At 72.7% G+C, this 19,925-nt stretch carries 16 protein-coding genes; 10 read left to right on the top strand and 6 right to left on the bottom strand.

The features are described from left to right. The first annotated feature begins 7 nt into the window (after nt 1–7). Nucleotides 8–1,072, top strand: coding sequence for a LacI family DNA-binding transcriptional regulator (locus ACSYGO_RS38375; protein WP_426676925.1), 1,065 nt, complete (start codon nt 8–10; stop codon nt 1,070–1,072). On the opposite strand, the gene ACSYGO_RS38380 is transcribed toward ACSYGO_RS38375, so the two are convergent. Genes ACSYGO_RS38380 through ACSYGO_RS38395 form a run of 4 tightly spaced genes read right to left on the bottom strand, consistent with a single transcriptional unit; the run spans nt 1,035 to nt 5,665 of the window. Next, the gene (locus ACSYGO_RS38380) at nt 1,035–2,435 is read right to left on the bottom strand and encodes a glycoside hydrolase family 32 protein (protein ID WP_460389469.1); all 1,401 of its coding nucleotides are present in this window, start codon (nt 2,433–2,435) and stop codon (nt 1,035–1,037) included. The two genes, ACSYGO_RS38375 and ACSYGO_RS38380, sit on opposite strands and share 38 nt — an antisense overlap. Beyond that, a complete protein-coding gene (locus ACSYGO_RS38385; protein ID WP_426676812.1) occupies nt 2,432–3,286 on the bottom strand; it encodes a carbohydrate ABC transporter permease in 855 nt (284 codons plus the stop codon). Before ACSYGO_RS38385 ends, ACSYGO_RS38380 begins: the two co-directional genes overlap by 4 nt. Nucleotides 3,287–3,302: 16 nt before the next feature. Beyond that, a complete protein-coding gene (locus tag ACSYGO_RS38390; protein ID WP_460389470.1) occupies nt 3,303–4,259 on the bottom strand; it encodes a carbohydrate ABC transporter permease in 957 nt (318 codons plus the stop codon). Further along, on the bottom strand, nt 4,256–5,665 hold the full coding sequence (locus ACSYGO_RS38395) for an extracellular solute-binding protein (protein WP_426676810.1): 1,410 nt from the start codon (nt 5,663–5,665) through the stop codon (nt 4,256–4,258). Before ACSYGO_RS38395 ends, ACSYGO_RS38390 begins: the two co-directional genes overlap by 4 nt. Nucleotides 5,666–5,867: 202 nt before the next feature. Here ACSYGO_RS38395 and ACSYGO_RS38400 point away from each other — a divergent pair, with 202 nt between their 5' ends. The 6 genes from ACSYGO_RS38400 to ACSYGO_RS38425 all read left to right on the top strand — a co-directional run bounded on the left by ACSYGO_RS38400 (nt 5,868) and on the right by ACSYGO_RS38425 (nt 12,943). Next, entirely contained in the window at nt 5,868–7,409 is a 1,542-nt protein-coding gene (locus ACSYGO_RS38400) for a glycoside hydrolase family 32 protein (protein WP_460389471.1), read from the top strand. Nucleotides 7,410–7,672: 263 nt separating this feature from the next. After that, nucleotides 7,673–8,092 (top strand): aspartate 1-decarboxylase, encoded by a 420-nt coding sequence (panD, locus tag ACSYGO_RS38405; RefSeq protein WP_028798813.1) that lies wholly within the window; start codon nt 7,673–7,675, stop codon nt 8,090–8,092. Nucleotides 8,093–8,150: 58 nt separating this feature from the next. Continuing rightward, nucleotides 8,151–8,495 carry a GNAT family N-acetyltransferase gene (locus ACSYGO_RS38410; RefSeq protein WP_095937973.1) on the top strand — a complete coding sequence of 115 codons (345 nt, stop codon included), beginning with the start codon at nt 8,151–8,153 and terminating at the stop codon, nt 8,493–8,495. After that, a complete protein-coding gene (locus ACSYGO_RS38415) occupies nt 8,495–9,205 on the top strand; it encodes an aspartate/glutamate racemase family protein (protein WP_426676807.1) in 711 nt (236 codons plus the stop codon). The genes ACSYGO_RS38410 and ACSYGO_RS38415 overlap by 1 nt, the downstream gene beginning before the upstream one ends. 194 nt (nt 9,206–9,399) lie before the next feature. Then, on the top strand, nt 9,400–9,603 hold the full coding sequence (locus ACSYGO_RS38420) for a hypothetical protein (RefSeq protein WP_460389472.1): 204 nt from the start codon (nt 9,400–9,402) through the stop codon (nt 9,601–9,603). Between the two features lie 190 nt (nt 9,604–9,793). After that, nucleotides 9,794–12,943, top strand: a complete 3,150-nt coding sequence (locus ACSYGO_RS38425; protein WP_460389473.1) for a hypothetical protein — start codon at nt 9,794–9,796, stop codon at nt 12,941–12,943. Between the two features lie 173 nt (nt 12,944–13,116). Here the strand turns inward: ACSYGO_RS38425 and gndA are convergent, their stop codons facing one another. Then, entirely contained in the window at nt 13,117–14,556 is a 1,440-nt protein-coding gene (gene gndA, locus ACSYGO_RS38430) for an NADP-dependent phosphogluconate dehydrogenase (RefSeq protein ID WP_460389474.1), read from the bottom strand. A gap of 600 nt (nt 14,557–15,156) precedes the next feature. Between gndA and ACSYGO_RS38435 the strand changes: the two genes are divergently transcribed. Then, a complete protein-coding gene (locus ACSYGO_RS38435) occupies nt 15,157–16,416 on the top strand; it encodes a transglycosylase family protein (protein ID WP_460389475.1) in 1,260 nt (419 codons plus the stop codon). Here the strand turns inward: ACSYGO_RS38435 and ACSYGO_RS38440 are convergent. Then, nucleotides 16,406–17,668 carry a DMT family transporter gene (locus tag ACSYGO_RS38440; RefSeq protein ID WP_460389476.1) on the bottom strand — a complete coding sequence of 421 codons (1,263 nt, stop codon included), beginning with the start codon at nt 17,666–17,668 and terminating at the stop codon, nt 16,406–16,408. The genes ACSYGO_RS38435 and ACSYGO_RS38440 overlap by 11 nt on opposite strands. Before the next feature lie 210 nt (nt 17,669–17,878). Between ACSYGO_RS38440 and ACSYGO_RS38445 the strand changes: the two genes are divergently transcribed. Both ACSYGO_RS38445 and glgA read left to right on the top strand, forming a co-directional pair. Continuing rightward, nucleotides 17,879–18,628 (top strand): (2Fe-2S)-binding protein, encoded by a 750-nt coding sequence (locus ACSYGO_RS38445; RefSeq protein ID WP_460389477.1) that lies wholly within the window; start codon nt 17,879–17,881, stop codon nt 18,626–18,628. Between the two features lie 98 nt (nt 18,629–18,726). Beyond that, nucleotides 18,727–19,878, top strand: a complete 1,152-nt coding sequence (glgA, locus tag ACSYGO_RS38450) for a glycogen synthase (RefSeq protein ID WP_460389478.1) — start codon at nt 18,727–18,729, stop codon at nt 19,876–19,878. Nucleotides 19,879–19,925: the final 47 nt, after the last annotated feature.

Below are 19,925 nucleotides of genomic sequence, written 5' to 3' on the forward strand. Positions count from 1 at the left end.
GGACGGCATGGGCGGCGCCGAGGAGCGAACCACGACGGGACCCGCGCGACCGACCTCGAAGGACGTCGCGCGACTGGCCGGCGTGTCGCACACCGCCGTGTCCTTCGTGTTCAACGGCCGGGCCGAGGGCAACCTCTCGCCCGCCACCCAGGAACGCATCCGGCAGGCCGCCACACAGCTCGGCTATCGCCCCGACCCCGTCGCACGCGGCCTGCGCCGCCGCCGTACCTCGGTGCTCGGCCTGGTCACCGACGAGATCGCCTCCTCGCCCTTCGCGGGCCGGCTCCTGCGCGGTGCCATGGAGACCGCCTGGGGCAGCGAGAACCTGGTCCTGACCGTGGACTCCGGCGGGGACCCCGCCAAGGAGGAGGCGGCGGTCGCCGAACTCCTCGACCGCCGCGTGGACGGCATCATCTACGCCGCCATGTCGCTGCGCCGGGTCCGGGTCCCCGAGGGCCTGCACCGCACCCACTCGGTCCTCGCCAACTGCCTGCCGGACGACGACTCCCTGCCCGCCGTCGTCCCCGCCGAGCGGGCCGGTGGCCGCACGGCGGCCCGGCTCCTCCTCGACCAGGGGCACCGCCGGGTCGGCCTGGTGGGCGGCCTCGACGACATCGCGTCGACCGAACGGCTGCGCGGCTTCCGGGACGCCCTGCGGGCCGAGGGGATCACCGTCCCCAAGGAGTGGGTGGTACGGACCGGCGGGGAGATCTCCGGCGGCTACGAGGGCGCTCTGCGACTGCTCGAAGGCGCCGGCCGGGACCGGCGGCCGACCGGAATCTTCTGCTACAACGACCGGGTCGCGGCGGGCGTCCTGCACGCCGCGACCCGGCTCGGGATCGCCGTCCCCGACGAGCTGTCGGTGATCGGCTACGACGACCAGGAGCACATGTCGGCCTTCCTCACCCCGCCTCTGACCACGGTGGGGCTGCCGCACCGGGCGATGGGTGAGGCCGCGGCCCGGCTGCTCCTCGACGCGATCGACTCCGGACGCACGCCCCCGGCGACCGTACGGCGGCTCGCCTGCCCGCTGATCAGCCGCGCGTCGGTGGGACCAGCGCCCACCCCGTGACGTCGGCGTCCGCCCCGGTCACGGTGAGCTCGGCGGTGTCGTCGTCGCGCCGGTAGACCCGTTCGGTGGCCACGGCACGGTCGTCGACGAAGAGCTCGACCAGGGAGCCGTCCACGAGGATCCGTACGGTGGTCCGCGGATGCGGCGCCGCCAGCACGAGGGGCGCCGTGCTCCCGGGGCGCGGCCAGCCGCCGCGGTCCAGGACCACCGTGCCCTCGTCCGGGTCCAGACGGACCGTCAGTTCCGCTCCGGCGACGGATCGCAGCAGCGAGACCGTGGCCCGTGAACCGGCCGACACGCTCAGGTCGTACGCCTCGGGAAGCGGGCTCGGCCCTCCGGTACCGGTGACGAACGGCTCGTCCGCGCACAGCAGTTCGAGTTCCGGCGCCGGGGCGACCCGCAGGGAGCCGTCGGGGTGCAGGTCCACGACCCGGGGCGCCGTCAGGACACCGGCCCAGCCGCTCCGCTCGGTGTCGGTCCGCCCGCGTGCCTCCCACGACCACCCCCACACCAGGACCCGCCCCGCGTCCTGGAGCACGGCCGGCGCGTAGAAGTCGCGCCCCTGGTCGAACCTGCCGCCCGAACGCGTCACCAGGTGCAGACCACCCTCGCCGTCCTCCTTCAGACGACCCGTCAGATAGCCGCTGGCGCACGGATCCCCGTCCCACAGCGAGACGACGAGCACCCACTCCCCGCCGCGGGCGGCGAACAGCTGGGGGCACTCCCAGCCGACCGCACCGTCGCCGAACAGGCCTGCGGCCACGGGGTCGTTGCCGTCCAGGAGGACCCCGGCGAACCGCCACGCCGTCAGGTCGTCACAGTCGTAGAGCAGCACCGAGGGGGTGCCGTCCGCGTGGCCCGCCCCGACCAGCGCCCAGCGCCGCCCGCCGTACCGGAAGACGAACGGGTCGCGGAACATCACCACGTCCAGTCCCGCGGGCGGTCCGGGCACCACGGGCGCGGGCAGCGGCCGCCACGCGACCAGCCGGTCGTCGTCGGGGTCGGCGGCGCGGGCCAGACAGACGGCGCCGAGTCCGGTGTGCGCGTGGTCGATTCCCGTGTAGACGGCGGTGGGAACGCCGTCGTCGTCGACCACGCAGCCCGACCAGCAGCCCGCCTCGTCCGGGCCGCCGGGTGTCGGCGCGAGCGCGACCGGATGGTGCTCCCAGTGCGCGAGATCGGGGGTGGAGGCGTGGCCCCAGTGCACGTTCGCGTGCACCGGGGCGTCCGGGTTGTGCTGGTAGAAGAGGTGGTAGCGACCGCGCCAACGGAAAGGCCCGTTCGGGTCGTTGATCCAGTTCGCGGGCGGACGGACCCGGAAGCGCGGGGCGTGCGGGTCACGGGACGGAGCGGCGGGGCTCAACGGTTGACTCCTGCGGAGGTGATGCCCTCACGGAGAGGACGCTGGCCGACGACGAACACGGCGACGGCGGGAAGCATGGACAGGACGACTCCGGCGAGGACCACCGAGACGGAACCGGTGCCGAGATTGCCCTGGAGGGAGACCAGCCCCAGGGGCAGCGTGTAGTTCTGGCCGGAGGTCTCCAGGATCAGCGGCCGGAAGAACTCGTTCCAGTGGTAGTTGAAGGCCAGCACGCCGACGATCGCGAGACCGGGCGCGGCCAGCGGCGCGTACACGGACCGGAAGATCCGCCACGGACCCGCGCCGTCGAGCATGGCCGCCTCCCCCAGGTCCCTGGGCATGCCCAGGAAGTACTGGCGCATCAGGAAGGTCCCGAAAGCGGTCGGGAAGGCCGGGACGATCAGCCCGAGCAGCGTGTCCGTCAGGCCCATCGACTTCAGGACCAGGAACACCGGCACGATCGTGACCTGGAGCGGCACCATCATGGTCGCCAGGACGAGGCCGAACAGCGGCTTCTTGAAACGGAATTCGAGGCGCGCGAAGGCGTATCCGGCCAGCCCCGCGGTGATCATCTGCCCCACCGCGATCAGCGCGGTCACGAGCGTGGAGTTGAGGGCGAGCAGCCACACGTCGATCTGGTCGAACACCCCCCGGTACGCCTCGGTCGTGGGGTGCGCCGGAACGATCGTCGGCGGCAGGTCGAAGGACTCGGCCGGAGTGCGCAGGGACGTGGAGACGGTCCAGACGACCGGCCCGAGGGTCAGCAGCGCGCACACGGCCAGCACGGCGGCGCGCGCCCAGGGCGCCAGGGAGTACCGCACGCGGCTGGAGGTCAGGGTCGCTCGGCTCATGGAAGGCTCACCCGGCTCACTGGTAGTGGACGAAACGCCGGCTGAGCCGGAACTGGAGGGCGGTGACCGCCATGATCAGCACGAACAGCAGCACGCCCACCGCGGACGCCGTGCCGAAGCGGAGCTGCTCGAACGCGGTCTCGTAGATCACCATCACGACCGTGCGCGTGGAGTCGCCCGGACCGCCGTCGGTGAGGACGTACGACTGCTCGAAGACCTGGAGCGCGTTGATGACGCCGACCACGCACGCCACCAGCAGGGTCGGCGACAGCAGCGGGAGCGTGACGTGCAGGTGCTTGCGCAGACCGGTCGCGCCGTCGAGCGAGGCGGCCTCGTGGACCTCCTTGGGGATGTTGTTCAGACCCCCGACGAACAGCAGGAAGGAGAAGCCGAACTGCTGCCACACATAGACCAGGACGACCGTGGCCATCGCCCCGTGCTCCGACGTCAGCCAGGGCACGGGGGCGACGCCGACCAGGCCTAGCAGCCAGTTGACCACGCCGAAGTCCTGGTTGAAGAGGTACTTCATCACCACCGAGACGGACGCGGCGGACAGCACCAGCGGGAAGAAGAACGCCGAGCGGAACACCGAGCGCAGCCACACCGGCATCCGCCCGTTCACGGCCAGCGCCAGGGCCAGGGCGATCAGCAGTTGCAGCGCGACCGCCAGCACCATGAAGACGAGGGTGTTGCGGAAGGAGACCAGGACGGTCGAGTCGCCGAACGTCTCACGGTAGTTGGCGAGACCGGCCCAGCGCGGATCGTCGATCACGTTCCAGTGGAAGAGGCTCAGGACGACCGAACCGGCGATCGGGACGACCGTGAAGACCACGATCCCGACGACCGTCGGCGCCAGGAACAAGGACGCCAGCAGCCGCGTGCCCCGCTCGCGGCCACCGCGCCGTGCCGGGGCGACGGCGGTGCGGGCAGCGGCGGACGCCGGCCGTACGGCGGGTATGCGGGTGTTCGTCATGCGTCACGCTCCATGGCCGTCTCCAGGTCGTCCTGCATCCGGCGCAGCGCGGGACGCACCGCACCGGACGAGGCGAGCGCGGTCCCCGTGTGCTTGAGCAGCACCTGCTCGACCTCGGCGACCTGGGGCGGCGCGGGGATCGGCCCGGTGTCGGGGAACCGGTCGAGGGTGTCGTAGAAGACCTGCCAGTGCGCGGGGCCGGACTCCCGGTAGCGCTCCGCGGTCAGCATCGACCTGCGTGCCGGGGTCGTCTGGTTGGCCCTGAACAGCCGGGTCAGGGTGTCCTTGCGGGCCGCGTACTTGATGAACTCCCAGGCCTCGTCCTGCTTCGTCGAGGTGCGCAGCATGGCGTAGCCGGCGGCGCCGAACTGCATGCGCCGGGTGCGCCATCGAGGGAAGTACTGGACGTCGTAGTCGGCCGGCTTCATGCCGGCCAGATGCAGTCCGCCCGCCCAGAAGCCGCCGGCGGGCGTGACGCCGACCCGGCCGGTGGAGAACACGCCGACGAGGTTGCTGCCGTTGCCGCCCTCGGGGCGGGTGCACAGGTCGTCCCTGATGAGGGAGGCGAGGTAGTCGTACGCCTCCGCCACGCGGTCGTCGGTGGCCTGCGGGGTGGTCCAGCGGAATCCGCCGCCGCGGCCCCGGCGTTCGGCGGCCGGGTAGAAGGCGTCCCAGAGCCAGTCGCCGCCGGGCGCCTTGGACTCGGCGAGCAGGTTGGTGCCGTTGGCGAACAGCCAGGGCACGACGCCGCCCCACAGGCGGTTGGTCCAGAAGTACGGGGTGAAGTGCGAGTCGCTGGACTTCTTCATCCGCCGCAGCAGCGCGGTGAAGTCGTCGCGGGTCCAGTCGGCGGGCGGCAGACCGGTGCCAGCACGGGCGAGGACCTGCTTGTTGAGGTAGATGTCGGCCGCGTTGAACTCGACCGGCAGCTGGTGGAGGCTCCCCTCGTACATCATCGACTCGACCAGTGCGGGATGGACGTCGGCGAAGTACTCGCGCAGTTCGGCCGCGTCCCTGCGGACCCAGCGGTCCAGCGGCACGCCGAGCTGCCTCGCGAACAGCTGGACGCCCTCGGTGGCGACATAGACCAGGTCGGGGGCGGTGCCGGCGGCGATCTGGGTGAGGATCTTCGCGAAGAAGTCCGACCAGTCCACGGCCTGCACCGCGTTGACGCGCAGACCGATGTCGGGGTGGACGCTCCGGAAGCCCTCCCGCAGCGCGCGCACGGCGGCCGGGTCGAAGGCGGACCCGAGGGTGGCGACGACGAGGGAGCCGTCGTCGCGGCCGGGGATGTCAGCTCCGGTGAGCCGGTCCCAGCAGGCTGCGGTGCCTGTCAGGGCGGCGGCCCCCGCGCCGTAGGCGCCGTACCGCAACAGGGCCCGGCGGGTGAGGTGCGAGTCGGTCATCGAATGGGCCTAACTCGTGTTAGCCGAAAGTGATGCCCAGATGATGAAAAGCGCGTCACGCGCCTGTCAAGAGTCTCGGCGGCACTTGACCTTTAACGAGTTAGGTCTACAGTCCTGGAGCCACGGACCACTTGCACCGACCGTTCACGAACCGCCGTGACGTGCCTTCGTCGTGCCGTCACGCAGAAAAGGACGATGTGTGATGCGTGGAATCTCCAGGAGAGGCCTGTTCGCCGGATCGGCCGTGGGGGCGGCGACCGCCCTGCTGCCCGCCACCCCGGCGACCGCGAAGCCCGGGGCCGCGGCCTGTACGAGCTACCGTGCCCGCTACCACTTCACGGTTCCCGACCAGTGGAAGAACGACCCCCAGCGGCCGGTCTGGATCGACGGCGAATACCACTACTACTACCTCTACAACGCCGACTACACCGCCGGCGCCGTGGGCACCGCGTGGCGCCGGGCGACCAGTTCCGACCTGGTCTCCTTCAAGGACCGCGGCATCGCCGTACCGAAGGACACCACGCCCAACGGCGACGTCTGGTCGGGCTCCGCGGTCGTCGACACGGAGGGCACGGCGGGCTTCGGAGCGGGCGCGGTCGTCGTCCTCGTGACGATGTCGCCGCACGACGGCCCCACCGACCAGGCGCAGTACCTGTACTACTCCACCGACGGCGGCCGCAGTTTCACCCCGCACGGCACCGACCCGGTGCTGCCCAACCCCGGCGTGCGCGACTTCCGCGACCCCAAGGTGATCCGGGACGCGGAGCGCGGCCGGTGGGTGATGGCCCTCGCCGAGAACGACAGGATCGGCTTCTACCACTCCGACGACCTCAAGGCGTGGACATACGCCGGCCGCTTCGTCGAGGACGGTCTCGGCGTGCTGGAGTGCCCCGACCTGTTCCGCATCACCGCCCAGGACGGCACCCGGAAATGGGTGCTGGGCGCGAGCGCCAACGGCAAGGGCTCGGGACTTCCCAACACCTACGCGTACTGGACCGGTTCGTTCGACGGCACGACGTTCACCGCCGACGCGGGCGATCCCCAGTGGCTGGACCACGGCTGGGACTGGTACGGCGCCGTCACTTTCGAGAAGCGGGACGCGCACGGCACGCTCGACGAGACGACGCGGCACGCCATCGGCTGGCTCAACAACTGGGACTACGCGAACACCACCCCCACCATCGACTGCGACGGCTTCAACGGCACCGACTCGATCGTCCGCGAGATCACCCTGCGCAAGGACACCGGCGGCACCTACCACCTCGCCTCACGACCCGTCCCCGCGCTGGCCTCCCAGGTCTCGCGCACGGTGGACCTCGGCGACGTGGCGGTCGACGGCACGAAGGTCCTCACCTACCGGGGCACCTCCTACGAGCTGTCCTGCGAGATCACCTGGGACCGGCTCACCGGCGCGGGCGTGCAGGTGCGCCGTTCCCCCGACGGCGGACGGCATGTCGACGCCGGGATCTACACCGACTTCGCCTTCCTCAACCGCCGCTCCACGGTGAACCCCGACGCCTCCGGCAGGTGGCAGGAGAGCCACAGCCCCTTCGACCCGTCGGCGCGCACCGTGCGGCTGCGGATCCTCGTCGACCGCACGTCCGTGGAGATGTTCGTCGACGACGGGCGCCATGTGCATTCGTCGGAGGTGTTCCCGTACCTGATCGACGACCGGCTGGCGCTGTTCACCATCGGCGGGCCGGCCGTCTTCCGGAACACGGTGATACGGGAGTTCGCCGGGTGAACCCGGACGGGGCCCGACGCGGACCCCGCGTCCGTGACGCAGATCTCGGTGCGGCTGTGGCGGGGGTGTCCATACCCTGGTCCGGTTGCGTGTGCGGGTGAGGTGACGGTCCGCGACCGACGCGGTGTCGACTAGGCCGGCCGGCGGTCGGGACGACGCCCGGCCCGCAGCCGAACCTCAGCTGGGCAGCACGCTGTTGTAGCCTCAAAGAACAGCCCTTGACCTGCAGAAAGCGGGCAGGGAGCGAATGTCGGGAGTTCTGAATGCTGCGCACCATGTTCAAGTCCAAGATTCACCGCGCCACCGTCACCCAGGCCGACCTGCACTACGTCGGATCGGTCACCATCGACGCCGACCTGCTCGACGCCGCCGATCTGCTCCCCGGCGAGCTCGTCCACATCGTGGACATCACCAACGGCGCCCGGCTCGAGACGTACGTCATCGAGGGGGAGCGCGGCTCCGGAGTCGTCGGCATCAACGGAGCGGCCGCCCACCTCGTCCACCCGGGCGATCTGGTGATCATCATCAGTTACGCTCAGGTCTCCGACGCCGAGGCGCGGGCGCTGCGGCCGAGGGTCGTGCACGTGGACGGCGACAACCGCATCGTGGACCTCGGCACCGATCCGTCGGCGCCGGTGCCGGGCTCGGACCAGGAGCGCAGCCCGCAGGCTGTCTCCGCCTGAACCCGGCCGAGGGCAGCAGGACAGAGCGACCGAGGCCGCGACGACCCGAGGAGCGTCCATGAGTGACATCGAGATCCGCGACGACCGGGAGGCCGGCCGGCTGGAGGCGTTCGCCGGGGAGGAAGTGGTCGGCCACATCGAGTACTTCGTCCTCGAGACTCCCGCACGGGCGCTCGTCCCGGTGCACACCATCGTGGAGCCGGAGCACGAGGGCAAGGGCATCGCGGGCTCGCTCGCCCGGGAGCTGTACACGATCGCCGGACGTGAGGGCGTGGTCGTCGCTCCGCTGTGCCCGTACGTCGTGAAGTGGGCGGCCCGGCACCCCGAGGAGGCACCGGCGGCCGACCCGGAGCTGCTCAAGTCGGCGGTCCAGTGGCTCAAGGCGCATCCGGGACGGTTCTGATGACGCGGCCCGGACCGCTCGGCGCAGGGCCCGGACCGCTCGCTACGGGGCCGGAGTGGCCCGGGCCGCTCGCGCTGCTGCACACCTCGCCCGCGCACATCCCCGTGTTCGAGGCGCTGCGCGACCAGGACCACCCCGGGCTGGAGCTGCGGCACACGGTGTCCGAGGAACTGCTGGCCCGTGCCCGGGCCGAGGGGCCCGACTCGGTGGCCGCGGCGGTGCGGGCCGCACTCGACGCGGCCCTCGCCGACGGTGCGCGGGCCGTGCTCTGCACCTGCTCGACGATCGGCGCGGTCGCGGAGGACGCGGGCGCCGAGCTGCCGGTGCTCCGCGTCGACCGTCCGATGGCCGCCGCCGCGGTCGCCGCGGGCGCCCGGATCGTCGTCCTCGCCACGGTGGAGAGCACCTTCTCGCCGACCGTCGCCCTCGTCGAGGAGGAGGCGCGCCGCGCCGGGCGTCCCGTGGACGTGCGCACCGTGCTCGCCGGGGACGCGTGGGCCCTCTTCGAGGCAGGTGACACGGACGGCTACGCCGGCGCCGTGGCCCGGGCCGCCGACGCGGTCACCGGGGCCGACGCGATCGTCCTCGCCCAGGCCTCCATGGCCCCGGCCCAGCGGCTGACCGGCACCTCGGTCCCCGTGCTGTCGAGTCCGCGGCCGGGTCTCGCCGCGGGGGCGGGCGCCGTGCGGGCCGCGCGGAGTGTCGGCTGAGCGGGCGCCGTGCGCGCCGTGCGGAGTGTCGGCTGAGCGGGCGCCGTGCGCGCCCCGCGGAGTGTCGGCTGAGCGGGCGCCGACCAGACCCACCTGGTTGCCCATCCCTCACGCGACGGGGTGAGTGGGTGCGCCGGTGCAGGGTACGCGTGGGACAAGTCCAGGGCCGACGTACCGACTGGCTGGAGGACACCATGACGCATCCGTTCCCCGACCCGGTGAAGCCGGGACCCACCCCGGGGCCGGGCCCCGACCGCCCGCAGCCCTTCCCCGACCCCGTCCCCGACCCGGGTCCGCACCCCGGACCCGAGCCCGTGCCGACCCCGTCCCCGATCCCGAAACCGCCGGGCCCCGACCCGGTACCGGAACCGGATCCGCAGCCCGGGCCGATCTCCTGAACCGAGTCCGGCCCCGGGCACGGGCCGACGCCCCGCAGCGGGGGCGGAAGCCGAGGCTTGCCTAACAGAGGGTGAGTATTTCTCATCCCACAACTCCATTGCGTGACCGCCCGGTCCCTGTCAACGTGGTCTCCAGGGGCGCGTACGACGTGTCCCCGAGGGGCGTGTGGTACGGGGACGGGGGTCCGCGATGGGGGACGTGGCGCGCACGGGCGCGGGCGGTGCGGAGGCCGGGGGCGCCGAGGTCACGGACGCCGACGGCACCGGTGCGACGGAGGCCGGAGCGGCCCGCGTGAAGGCCAGCGGCGCCGGAGTCACGGGGCTGGAGGGCACCCGCGCGGAAGCCGGGCATGGAGGCACCGGCGCCGGTGGAGCGGCAGCCGGGCATGAAGGTGCCGGTGGAGCGGAAGCCGGGCATGAAGGCGGGGCCCGGGGGCGTCCGGCGCGGGTGGAGGTCGTGGAGCTGCTGGTGCCCGGACTCGGACCCGTCGACCGGGAGCGGCTGATCCGGCCTCCGGCGACCGTCGGGAGGGTCAGCGGCGACGAGAAGGCCGGCCTGTACCGGACCGTGGTCGACCTGAACAAGGCACCCCACAAGGTCGTGCGCGAGGTCTACGACTGGACGCGGCTCACCATCGGGGGCGCGTCCCGCGCGCTGTGGCTGTTCCTGATGCCCTTCCTGCTCATCAACCTCGTGGCGTGGATGCAGCCGCGCTGGCCCTGCGGCAAGGACAAGCGCTGGCGCAAACTGGCGGGCGGGGTCTACGAGTTCGGCGCCCGGCTGCTGGCGCTCTCGCTCACGGTGCTGGTGGTGGGCACGGTCGGCCAGCTGGCGATGGACCAGTTCGCCTGGCAGTGCAGCCCGCAGGCCGGCCAGGACGTGTGCGCCGCCGACAATCCGGCCGTCCGCATCCTTCGCTCCTGGGACACCGCGGGACCCCAGTGGGGATTCGTGGTGGCCGCCCTGGCCCCCGCTCTCGTCGTGTTCGTCCTGCTGCTCGCGGCCCGCGACACCAAGCAGGAGTATCTGCCGGTACTGGAGACCGTGTCGGAGGAGGAGGCCGAGCGGGCCCGGCTGCAGCGGGCCGGGAAGGGCGAGGACGGCCACCCGCTGGAGCTGCCCGGATTCTGGGAGCACAACCGCCGCGACCCCGGCATGGCCGCCCAGCACGTGTGGGCCGGACTCCTCACCACCGCGGGACTGCTCACCTGGACCCCGCTGCACCAGGACCTCCGCGGGAACGGCCCCGAGGGCCTCGGCCGCGCCCTGTTCGCGGTCATCCTGTTCATGACCCTGGTCCTGCTGATCTCCGTCCCCTGGGTGCACCGCAAGACCTGCGTGCCGCTGCCTCCGTCCTCGCTCCGGTCGCGGCTCCTGGAGCGGATCCCGCTCGTCCGGGGGAAGATCGGCGAACGCCGGGGCGGTGGGCGGTACTTCCCGTTGTGGCCCACGCACTATCCGATCGTCGCGGGCGTCCTCTGCGCCTGCGTCAACGTGGCCGCGGTGCTCTACTGCCTGGTCCCCGACCGGCGTTGGACCGTGGACCGGGTGCTGCCCGGGATGCAGGTGCAGTCGACGGTGCTGCTGCTCGTCCAGGCGTTCGGCGTCTGCCTGCTGACCCTCGCCTCCGTCGTGCTGCCGGTGGCCGGGACACGGCGCGGCATGGCGCTGCTCGGCCTCGGGGGACCGGCCATGGCGGTCCTGGCCTGCTTCGTGGCCTGGCTCTACACGACGGCCTCCTCCCAGTGGACGGGGTCCTGGCTCGCACGGCCCGGCAGGCGTACCGACGTGCCCCAGCCGGTGGACGTCATGGGCATGGTCCTCGCCCCCGTGCTGGTGCTCAGTGCGGTGTGCGGCGCGGTCGTGTTCGCCCTCGTCTGGTTCGTCCACGTCGCCGGGCCCGCCGCTCCGGGGCCCGGCGGACGGCCGGGGCCGGGCCTGGTGAAGCGGTTCGTCCGCGCGTACCGGGCGGACTCCCGGGAGGAACGCGACGACCGGCGGCACCTGCACGAACTCAGGGCCGCCCGGCGTAAGCACACCTATCTGCTGCGCGAGGCGGACTGGATGATGGGCACCGCCGCGGTCCTCGTCGTGGCCGTCACCGGAGCGTTCTACTTCCCGCTGGGGATCCGGCCGGGGCTGCGGGACGCGCGCGACCTCGCGGCCGGGGCGCTGGGCTCGCTGAGCATCCCCCTGCTCGCCGGGCTGGCCGCGCTGATGCTGCTGGCGTTCCGGACGCTGGCCATCCGCTCCGACATGCGTCAGAACGCCGGTCTCGCCTGGGCGTTCGGGGCGTTCTGGCCGCGCGCCGCGCACCCCTTCGCGCCGCCGTCCTGGACGGTCAGGGCCGTCCCCGAACTCGTCCACCGGCTGCACGTGCTGCTGAAGGACGAGCGCGGCCGGGTCCTCGTCCGGGCCAACTCCATGGGCACCGTCCTGGTGATGGCGGCCGTGTGGCAGCTGGACGCGGCGTTGCGCGCGCGGATCGCGCTGATCACCACGGGCTGTCCCGTCGGCATGTTCTTCTCCCGCAACTACCCCGCCTTCGTCTGCGTCGAGTCGATCGACGCGCTCGGCCCGCGCGGTGAGCGCCCCGGGCTGGCCGGATGGATCAACGTCTGGCGCGACACCGACCCGCTGGGCGGACCCGTCGGCATCGAGGACGTGGACGTCCGCTGGGCCGACGACGCGGAGGGCGCGGACGGGGGGCCGGGCGCGTACCGGCGTACGCGGGAGGCGCCGGTGTTCCCGCCGATCGAGGGCCATCGCGGCTACACCGGCGACAGCCGGCTGATGCCGCTCCGCAACCGGCTCCTGGCTGAACTGGTCGCATCCAACCCACCGGAGCCGACCACGGGACCGGAGCCGACAGCGCCGCCCGAGCGGGCCGGTTCGCCAGGGCCCACGCGCACGCCCGGGCCGACGGGTACGCCCGGGCCGACGGGTACGCCCGGGCCGACGCGCACGCCCGGGCCGACGAGTACGCCCGGGCCGACGGGTACGCCCGGGCCGACGGGTACGCCCGGGCCGACGCGCACGCCCGAGCCGACGGGCACGCCCGAGCCGGCAGGGGCGCCTGAGGCGATCGAGCCGCATGAGTCGGCGAGGGCGGGTGAGGCGATCAACTCGCCTGAGGCGACCGACTCGGCCGAGGCGGCCCACTCGGCCGAGGCGGCCGACTCGGCCGATGCGTACGGCACATCCGGCGCATCCGGCCCGACCGGCCCGGCCGGATCAATCGGACCGGATGCCCCCGCCCCCGTGGCCCACGTCAACCCCTCGGTCGTCCCCGGCCCCGGACGCGGAGAAGCCGCCCCGGCCCCGGGACGAGGCACGTGACGGCTTCCGTGACGGGTCGGCGCCCCTCGGCGCACCCTGGAGCACCGGCACCGGCACCGGCGTCAGCACCGGCACCTGCACCGGCACCGACGTCAGCACCTGCACCGGCGTGCACCTGCACCGGCGTCGGACGGCGGCACACCGGCGTGCGCTGCCGCGACGATGCCCGCGTGCTACGCCTCGACCTCCGACCGGTCCCCGCCCCACAGCGTGTGGAACGAACCCTCCCGGTCGGTCCGCCGGTAGGTGTGCGCCCCGAAGAAGTCCCGCTGCCCCTGCGTGAGGGCGGCGGGCAGCCGCTCGGCGCGCAGCGCGTCGTAGTAGGCGAGGGCGGCGGAGAAGCCCGGCGTGGGCACGCCCTGGCGGGTGGCCGCGACGAGCACCTCGCGCCAGTCGTCCTGGGCCGCGGCGATCTCCTGGGCGAAGGTCTCGTCCGACAGCAGGCTGGGCAGGTCGGGCCGGGCGTCGTAGGCGGCCCGGATCCGGTCCAGGAAGGCCGCCCGGATGATGCAGCCGCCGCGCCAGATGGACGAGACGGCGCCCAGGTCGATGTTCCAGTCGTACTCGTCGCTGCCCGCCTGGATCTCGTGGAAGCCCTGCGTGTAGGAGACGATCTTCGACGCGTACAGCGCCTGCTCCACGCGGTCGGCGAAGGCCGCGGCCTCCGCCTCGTCGAGCTGCTCGGCCTTCGGACCGGCGAGCCCGCGCGAGGCGGCGCGCAGGTCGGCGTGCCCGGACAGGGAGCGCGCGAAGACCGCCTCCGCGATGCCGGACACCGGCACGCCGAGGTCCAGGGCGATCTGCACGGTCCAACGGCCCGTGCCCTTCTGCTCCGCCCGGTCCTGGACGACGTCGACGAACGGCTGGCCCGTCGCCGCGTCCACGTGCGACAGCACCTCGGCGGTGATCTCGATCAGGTAGGAGTCGAGCCGGCCGGTGTTCCAGGTGCGGAAGATTTCGGCGATCTGCGCGGGGGAGTACCCGGCGACGTCGCGCAGCAGCTGGTACGCCTCGCCGATCAGCTGCATGTCCGCGTACTCGATGCCGTTGTGGACCATCTTCACGAAGTGTCCGGCGCCGTCGGGGCCGACGTGCGTCACACAGGGCGCCCCGTCCTTCGCCTTCGCGGAGATCTTCTCCAGCATCGGTCCGAGCGACGCGTACGACTCCTTCGAACCGCCCGGCATGATGCTCGGCCCGTGCAGCGCGCCCTCCTCGCCGCCGGAGACGCCCGTGCCCACGAAATGGATGCCCTGCTCGCGCAGGGCGCGCTCGCGTCGCCGGGTGTCGGCGAAGTGCGCGTTGCCACCGTCGATGATCATGTCGCCCGGCTCCAGGAGTGGGGCGAACTCCTCGATCACCGCGTCGGTCGGATCGCCCGCCTTCACCATGATCACCAGGCGTCGCGGCCGTTCCAGCGCGGCCACGAAGTCCTTCGCGGTCTCGGCCGCCACGAACTCGCCCTCGTGGCCGAACTCCTCGACCAGCGCGTTCGTCCGCGCCACGGTGCGGTTGTGCACGGCGACCGTGTAGCCGTTGCGCGCGAAGTTGCGGGCGAGATTGCGCCCCATGACCGCGAGACCCGTGACGCCGATCTGGGCTGAAGTGCTCATACGGTTGGCTCCTAAGGATCCTGGAATCGGTGTTGCCAGTCGTGCTCGTCAGTGTTGCCGGTCCTGCTCGGCCAGTATTGCCCCCTGCCATCCTGACGTGTGGTGGGTGGGTGCGCACGGGAACGCCGGGCCGCGTCGTGCGCCGCCCGCGGAGGTCGCACGGACCCGTCCGTGCGACCGGAGGCCGTGGCCGGGGCGCGGCCGGCCCGTCGACGGCCTCCGGACCGGTCGCTGCCTCGGGAATCGGCGCATCGACGGCCGTCGAACGTTTTGCGCCGCGCCGCCGAGCGGACGTCCGTGCCGTCGAACGGGCCCCGCGCGGGCGTTCCGCGCGGGCCGGCCGGCCCGCCGCGACGCCGCGGGAGGGCGGCGTGGAACGGGCCGACTCGCCCTCTCTACTGCGTCGGGTCGGTGGCCCACTGCACGAAGTACGGCCCGGACCGGCTCCGCCCGCCCCCGCGCCCGGTGCCGGGACGACGCGCCCGCCCCCTGCGTTGCACCGCTCAACCGCCGTTTCGGAGCGACCGGTTGCCGTCTTGTCCTGGCCTGTTCCGCACGCTTACTTTTGCCGCTCCTGACGCATGTCGAGGGGGCTCGCTCATGGCCGAACGCGGTCGGCACCGCCGGTATCAGCCGAACAGGATCAACCGGGCGTCGCTGACCGTCACGGCGGGTGGCGCGGGCATCGCACTCCCGCTCGTCGGGGCCGGCTCCGCCCACGCGGCCGACGTCGGCACCTGGAACAAGGTCGCCGCGTGCGAGTCCAGCGGCAATTGGAGCATCAACACGGGCAACGGCTACTACGGCGGTCTGCAGTTCACCCAGTCGACCTGGGAGGCGTACGGCGGCACGGCCTACGCGCACCGTGCCGACCGGGCCACCAAGGACCAGCAGATCGCCGTCGCCGAGAAGGTGCTCAGAGGCCAGGGGCCCGGCGCCTGGCCGGTGTGCTCGGTCCGCGCCGGGCTGACCCGGGGCGGCGGCACCCCCGACATCCACCCCGCCGGTACCGCGCCGCGGACGGCGCAGCGCACCGTACGGGACGTGAAGCCGCAGACGACGCCCCAGTCGCAGGCGGGCACCGCCGAGATGTACACCGTCGTCCAGGGCGACACGCTGTCCGGCATCGCCGACTCACGGCACGTCCGGGGCGGCTGGCAGGGCCTGTACGCCGCGAACCGCGGGACGGTGGGTGCCGACCCCGACCTGATCCTGCCCGGTCAGCGCCTCGACCTGCACGGCGCTCGCCGCACACCCGTCCGCAAGGAGCAGGCGCCCGCCCCCGCACACCGGTCCACGACCGACAGGACGAAGGCGCAGAAGACCGAGGAAGAGCGGGCCGAGCAGGAGAAGACCAGGCAGGAGAAGGCCAAGCAGGAGAAGGCCAAGCAGGAGAAGGCCAAGCAGGAGAAGGCCAAGCAGGAGAAGGCCAAGCAGGAGAAGGCCAGGAAGACTCCGTCCGTCGTCGCCCCCGTGAACGCGGCGACCGGGACGCCCTACCGCGCCGCCGGGTCGTCGTGGTCGAAGGGCTACCACACGGGCGTGGACTTCCCCGTGCCCACTGGCACGTCCGTGAAGGCGGTCGCGGCGGGCCACGTCGTCAGCTCGGGCTGGGGCGGCTCCTACGGCTACCAGGTGGTGATACGGCACGCCGACGGCCGCTACACGCAGTACGGCCACCTGTCGGCGATCTCCGTGAAGGCGGGGCAGAACGTCGTCGGCGGCCAGCGGATCGGCCGCTCCGGGTCCACGGGCAACAGCACGGGCCCGCATCTGCACTTCGAAGTGCGGACGGGGCCCGGCTTCGGGTCCGACATCGACCCGGTTGCCTACCTGAGGGCGGGCGGGGTCAGGATTTGACCCTCGTGCGGTGGTGGTTCACGAACGGGATCGGCAGGTAGGGCCCGCCGTACATGGCCGTGTAGCGGGGCAGTTCGTCGACCGCGGAGTCCTGCGACGCGCCCTGTGCCGCCGCGGTCGCCGGCGTCCGCCGCGGGGCCGGCAGGAGGACGTCCTCGACGACGGACGGCTCCGGAAGCCCCGCCAGGAGCTCCTCGACGTCCGCCTCGCCCGCCGTGAGGGCGGCGAGACTCGAGTCCGCCTCCGCGGCCGCGACGACCGCCAGGTCGGCGTCCAGCCCTAGAGGCACCTGGTCCGGCAGGGCCAGGTCGGCCGGGAGCACCGCTTCGGCGACGACGGAAACCTCAAGGGGTTCGCCGCCGAGACCCCGCGGGGTCGCTTCCTGCGTGAGCTGCGCCGGAACGGGCGCGCTCTCCGGACGGCTGCCGCCGATCCGCTCGGTCGTGAGGAGGATCAGCCCGCCCGCGGCGACGACGCCACAGCCCAGTGCGAGGGCGGTGCCGGTCGTGCCGTAGCGGAAGGTTTCGCCGAACATCGTGATGCCGACGGCCGCCGCCACCACGGGGTTCACCACCGTCAGGGTCGACAGCGGCGCCGCCAGACCGCCGCCGCGGTAGGACGCCTGCGACAGCAGCATGCCGGCCGTCGCGAAGACGCCGATCACGGCGAGGCTGGACAGGTCGGAGAGCGAGACCTGCTGCGACCAGTCCACGGCGACCGTCTTGGTGAACACCGAGGACATGCTGAACGCGACGCCCGCCGCCACGGCGAGCAGCACACTGCGCACCGCGGGGTGCCGGTGCGCGGCCCGTCCCGCCACCATCAGCGCGGCGACCGCGCCGGCGGAGACCAGGGCCAGTGCCACGCGCTCGGCACCGCCCAGGGACTGCGCGTCGGAGGAGCCTACGAGGGACAGCAGGCCCGCGAGACCCACCGTGGCCATGATGGCGCCGCGCCACGCGGTCGCCCCGGCCCTGCGGCCCACGAAGAGGGCCGCCATCGGCAGCGCGAAGACGATGGTCAGCGCGCCCAGCGGCTGTACGAGGCTCAGCGGTCCATAGGCGAGTGCCGCCACGTGCAGCAGCCCGCCGAGGCCGTTGAGTGCCACCGCGGCCCACCAGCTCGGCCTGCGCAGTGGTGCGTAGGTCTGACCCGGAGAGGTCAGGGCGACCTGCTCCTGCACGATCGCACCGCCTGCGTACGCGACGGCGGAAACGAACGAGAGCAGCACGGACAAAGCGAGGGCGCTCATGGGTCCCTCCTCTGCGTACGGCGTGGGCGCTCGGCCCGGCGCGACGAACGGTCGGCTTGCATGGGAACAACGATGCCCCGTGATTTAGTTCTCGTCGTCGTCCCTGAGCAGTCATTGGGTCCTACTGCCGATGGAGTACGAATCGCCCTCACTCCTCCCCAAGGTGGGCGACACGAGGCCCTGACCCGCTGGTGGTCACCCCTAGGGGGCTTGGTACTACTGCTCTTCGTGGACCTCGACCCCCGGCTCACGGCGCTCGGCGCGCTCGGCGGCTTCTCCGTACTACGCACCGGCGTACCGCCGCGCGGCCCGCTCCCCACCCTCCGGGAGGCCTACACGGCGACCTCAGAAGATGCCCGGGAAGATGTTTACGGGGATCCGGTAACTTTCCGCGTACGCAAGATCACGCAGAGTCTCCGGGCGCCCGAGGTGCGCGTCGCGGTCTCCGTGGCCCAGCAGGCCCTGGCCGCCCGGCTGTGGTCCGTCGCGCTCGGTGCGGCGGCCCTGTACGGACAGGTACCCGATCTCGACCCGGGGCTGCTGCACTGGGACCCGGACGGCAGCGCCCCGGAGGACCTGTGGCTGGCCGAGGTGCGGCCCCTGCCCGACACCGCCGTCGGCCGTCTCGTCCTGGACGCCCACCTCGCCCCGCTGGCAGCCGTCCTGCAGTCCCGCTACCACGTCTCACCAGGTCTCCTGTGGGGCAACGCGGGCTCGGCGCTGGCCGGCGCGGCACGCCAGCTAGACCGCTGGGCCGTGGCGCACGGGCGCAGTGACGTCGGCGAGCGGGCCCGGTCCCTCGCCGCCCGGCTCCTCACGGATCCCCGCCTCGCCGCCACCCTCGTCCCGGGGACGCTCCGGCGTCGCAGCTGTTGCCTCTACTACCGGCTGCCCGGCGGCGGGCTGTGCGGCGACTGCTGTTTCGACCGCCCGCCGCGCAGGAAGCCCGCCGGTCCCTGAGCGCGCCCGTCGTTCGCCACAGCCCCGACCGGCGGTCTTCCCCAACCGCCCCGACTGGGTGACCATGAGGGCACCAGTCGCCAGATGGGGGGTTCTGTGTGCGCGTGGGACTGCTGACCCGGGAGTACCCGCCCGACGTGTACGGCGGCGCGGGCGTCCATGTCGAGTTCCTCGCACGGGAGTTGCGCAGCCTCACGGAACTCGACGTGCACTGCTGGGGCGAGGGAGGCGCGGGCGGGGTCGTCCGCCACCGGCCCTGGTCCTCGCTCGACGGCGCCAACGACGCCCTGCGCACGTTCTCCGTGGACCTCTCCATCGCCGCCGCGCTCGAAGGTCGCGAACTCGTCCACTCGCACACCTGGTACGCCAACCTCGCGGGCCACCTCGGCAAGCTCCAGCACGGCATCCCGCACGTGGTGACCGCCCACTCGCTGGAACCCCTGCGCCCCTGGAAGGCCGAGCAGCTCGGCGGCGGATACGCCCTGTCCAGCTGGGCCGAGCGCACCGCCATCGAGGCCGCGGACGCCGTGATCGCCGTCTCCGGCGCGATGCGCGAGGACATCCTGACCTGCTATCCGGCCCTGGACCCGGCCAAGGTCCGCGTCGTGCACAACGGCATCGACACCGCGCTCTACCGGCCCGATTACGGCACGGACGTCCTGGACCGCATCGGCGTCGACGCCGGCCGCCCCTACGTCCTGTTCGTCGGCCGCATCACCCGGCAGAAGGGCGTGCCCCAACTGATGCGCGCCGTACGGGACATCGACCCTGCCGCGCAGGTGGTGCTGTGCGCGGGCGCCCCCGACACCCCGGAGATCGACCGTGAGTTCCGCGAGCTCTTCCGGGAGCTGAGCGCCGCGCGGGAGGGCGTGCACTGGATCCCGCAGATGCTGCCGCGCCCCGACGTCATCCAACTCCTCACGCACGCGGCCGTGTTCGTCTGCCCGTCGGTCTACGAACCGCTGGGCATCGTCAACCTGGAGGCGATGGCCTGCGGCACCGCGGTGGTCGCCTCACGGGTCGGCGGCATTCCCGAGGTCGTCGACGACGGGTCGACCGGCGTTCTCGTGCCGGTCGACGACGACTTCGAGGCGGGGCTGGCCCGCGCCCTGGACGCGCTGATCGCCGACCCGGACACCGCCCGGCGCATGGGCGAGGCCGGACGGGTGCGCGCGGTGCGGGAGTTCGGCTGGGACGCGGTGGCCCGGCGGACCGTCCAGTTGTACGAGGAAGTCCTCAAAGCGGGGTAACCATCGGACAGGCACAGTTCAGCGACAGGGCCGGTCCGGGACCGGGC

The organism is Streptomyces krungchingensis (assembly GCF_054729265.1).